5 protein-coding genes are annotated in these 2,978 nt (G+C 72.6%); all 5 read left to right on the top strand.

Going from position 1 to position 2,978, the window contains the following annotated elements; all coding sequences use genetic code 11:
- The first annotated feature begins 591 nt into the window (after positions 1–591).
- The 5 genes from IG54_RS0137015 to IG54_RS0136995 all read left to right on the top strand — a co-directional run bounded on the left by IG54_RS0137015 (position 592) and on the right by IG54_RS0136995 (position 2,844).
- Complete coding sequence (locus tag IG54_RS0137015; protein WP_030795515.1) at positions 592–1,452, top strand: ArdC family protein; 861 nt, start codon at positions 592–594, stop codon at positions 1,450–1,452.
- A 55-nt stretch (positions 1,453–1,507) separates the two neighbouring features.
- Positions 1,508–1,723 (top strand): hypothetical protein, encoded by a 216-nt coding sequence (locus tag IG54_RS0137010; protein ID WP_030795513.1) that lies wholly within the window; start codon positions 1,508–1,510, stop codon positions 1,721–1,723.
- Positions 1,720–1,992: a hypothetical protein gene (locus IG54_RS0137005; protein WP_030795510.1), complete on the top strand. Its 273-nt coding sequence runs from the start codon at positions 1,720–1,722 to the stop codon at positions 1,990–1,992. The genes IG54_RS0137010 and IG54_RS0137005 overlap by 4 nt, the downstream gene beginning before the upstream one ends.
- A gap of 116 nt (positions 1,993–2,108) precedes the next feature.
- Complete coding sequence (locus tag IG54_RS0137000) at positions 2,109–2,384, top strand: hypothetical protein (RefSeq protein WP_158709014.1); 276 nt, start codon at positions 2,109–2,111, stop codon at positions 2,382–2,384.
- Between the two features lie 64 nt (positions 2,385–2,448).
- Positions 2,449–2,844, top strand: a complete 396-nt coding sequence (locus IG54_RS0136995; protein WP_051820480.1) for a hypothetical protein — start codon at positions 2,449–2,451, stop codon at positions 2,842–2,844.
- Positions 2,845–2,978: the final 134 nt, after the last annotated feature.

Here is a 2,978-nt window from a genome sequence, read left to right as displayed (position 1 = left end):
GCTCGCCGGCCCCGGCCTCCTTCGTCGGCCGGTGCCGTCGGCACCGGGCCGTGGACGCGCCTGGCGGCGCGACGACCTGTTGGGCCCCTTCGGGGCCGGCGGCCGCGCGGCGGCCGGGGTCCGCTGGCGCGGACCAGGCCCTCCTTCGTCGGGCCGAAGCGGACGCCCCTGGCGGGGCGACGACCTTGTCCCGGGTCCGCTCGCGCGGACCGCCGGTCTGTCCGCTCCGGTCAGCGCTGCAGCCGGGCAACCCCTACCACCGAACCTGCGGGGGGTGCCAGGCCAAGCCGCTTCGCGGTCGCTCCGCGAGCCTGGCACCCCCCGCAGAACCGGCGGTCGGGCGGAGCTGCCCGGCCAACCGAGGGGAGCCCCCGCCCACCGGGCGGAGCCGTGGCGGGCCGCCGGGCAAGGCCCGCCCGGAGAGGGCGGAAACCGCCCCTGACCTGCGAAAATGTGTGATGCGGATCACTCGCGCAGGCCCCATTTTCGGGTGGACTCAGGCACTCAGATAAGGCAGAATTAGTGATGTCGGAAGGGGATGGCAGCCCCGGACGACAGGCCCGAACCTTCAACACGCAAAGGACAAGCCCGATGGGGTACAGGAAGATGGCGCCGGACGCCCGGCGAGAACTCGGCAGGCAGCGCACGGCCGAACTGGCGGACCTTCTCCAGGCCGGATACGCCGCTATGGGACGGCGCGACGTGTGGGCGGCGGTCATGCGGGCCGGAGCCGTCCACCTGAACCACCGCGGAGCCGTCAACGCCATCGCCATCGGTCTCCAGGCCCCGGAGGCGACGCGCGTACTCGGCTACCGGGCGTGGCAGGACGAGGGGCGGCAGGTCCGCAAGGGTGAGGAGGGCATCCGGATCTGGGGGCCCATGCGAGGGCGGCGGGGGGACGAGGCGTCGACGCCGGAGGACCCCGAGCCCCAGGACGAGGCACCGGCGCGCGGGTGGGTCTCGAACGCGGTCTTCGACATCTCGCAGACCGACGGCCCGCCGGTCCCGCCCCGCCCGATCTCCGGCAGTCCCGCCCAGGTGGTCCGCAACCGGTTGATCGCCGCCCTGACCGCCCAGGGTGACCACCGCGCCTTCCTGATCAACGGGGTGCCCGCCGAGGCGATCGACCCGGAGGACGCATCGCGGGCCCTGCTGCTGAAGGTTGCCCGGACCGCCATCGAGTCCACGGCCGGAGTCGACCCCGAGCAGGTCGAAGCCGAAGCGGCAGCCGCCTCCCACGTCGCCGCCCGCATCCTCCGCGTGCCGCCGGGCCCCCTCTTGGTCCCGCCGTCCGCCGGATGGATCACCGCCGATCCGAAGAACCCGCCCGTCAAGGCCAGCGCCGTCCGAGCGATCACGGTGGGTCGCAGTCTCGCGGAGCTGATCGGCGACGTCTGCCCCTGCTGCGACGGCACCCGCCACACGTTCGGCCGCGACCGCGCCGACGCCTGACCGCCCGCCGGGCCGGTGCCGCTCGGCACCGGCCCCCATCCCCCGAGAGGTAGACGTGAACACCGAAGCAGCCCAGACCCCGGCCCCCGCCATCGAGGAGGCCCACCCCCGCACCAGCACCGTGCGGCACCGCACGCTTCCCCTGATCCTCGGAACCGTCACCGGATACGGCACCGAACCCTTCACCGGCGACGCGCTGGTCATGGTCGTCTGGCCCGGCATGGGCAAGCCGGCCGGATACAAGGCGGACGAGATCGCGCAGGAGGCGTGACCGTGCGACAAGAGGACGTCGAGCGACTGCACGCGGAATCCCGCGTCCACCCCGTGCACGCGCCGGAGCGGGACGGCGCCGGAGAAGTCCCCATGATCACGCTGGTCGGGGTGCACGTATCCGCGTACCTTGTCCTGGACCCCGACGGCGAAGCCCGGATGCGCCTGTCCGTCGACCGGGACGAGGTGGCGCCGGTCGCACTCAACGGTGCGGGAGTCCTGCCGATCGAGCTGTTGATTGACGAGCAGCGCGTGTGGTGGGGAATCTAGGAACACGCACGTCACAGCGTTGACGCAGCATCCCAAATAAGGCAGAATTAGCAGTGCCGGGAGGGGATGGCAGCCCCTCCCGGCGACAGCCCAAACCTTCAACACCGGGAGACTGCATGTCATACGCAGACGAAGCGGCCCGAATCGCAACCGCCGTGGCCGGTCTGCCCGTCAGGGTCCGCAAGTGGGTGCCGGACGCCCGAGACCCCCGCCGCCGCTTCGCTGGATGGGAGCCCGCCCAGGTCGCCGGTCCGGCCGCCGAAGGCGACTCCCTGGCGTGGGGGATCGAGTACAGCGACGGCCGCGAGGTGTCCGTCCAGTGGCCCGACGTCATGTTCTCCGCCGAGACCTTCCAGGAGGCAGTCAGCCGACTCGCCAGCAGCACCGCATGACCCGCCGGGGGAGAGAGGCAGCTCTCCCCCGGTCCAACCCCGAACCTTCAACACAGGAGTTCACTTGACCACGACCCTTGAGCAGATGACCGCCTTCATCGTCGGTGACGCCGATGACGCGGCGCTGGACCACATCATCGAGGCCGTCAACACCCGGCGTGCGGCTGACCGCCGCAAGGCCGAGACCGTCGCCGCCGCGACGGTGACGAAGGGGGCGACGGTCCAGCTCGCCAAGCTCTCCCCCGCGTACCTCAACGGCCTGAAGGGCATCGTCGCCGAGGTCGACCGCCCCCGGCGCGGCAAGCCGCGTGCCACCGTGACGCTCGACGCGGACAGCACGGCCGTCCTGCGCTACAGCGGGAGCCGCAAGTTCTTCGTCGCCCCCGGCGTCACGAACTACGACCTCCACGGCGTCCCGCTCACCTGCTGCGTGACGGTCGAGGCGTCCGCCGCCGAGTAGCACCCGCCGCGCGACGCGGTCCGTCCCCTGCCGAGCCGGCCGGGGCGGGCCGCGTCGTGCTGTGCGGCGGCGGTAGCGGACACGCCTGGCGGCGTGGCGGTGTTGGTGGCCCGGTGCGTGCTCGCCGGCCCCGG

It is taken from the genome of Streptomyces sp. NRRL S-920 (assembly GCF_000717945.1).
GTDB classification, from domain to species: Bacteria; Actinomycetota; Actinomycetes; order Streptomycetales; family Streptomycetaceae; genus Streptomyces; species Streptomyces alboniger.
The sequence above is the reverse complement of the archived record's forward strand: the minus strand, read 5'-3'. Positions and strand labels throughout refer to the sequence as shown.

Excerpts from the sequence above, each read along its gene's own strand:
- IG54_RS0137015 (WP_030795515.1), top strand. The coding sequence starts at position 592 with ATGGGGTACAGGAAGATGGCGCCGGACGCCCGGCGAGAACTCGGCAGG.
- IG54_RS0137000 (WP_158709014.1), top strand. The coding sequence starts at position 2,109 with ATGTCATACGCAGACGAAGCGGCCCGAATCGCAACCGCCGTGGCCGGT.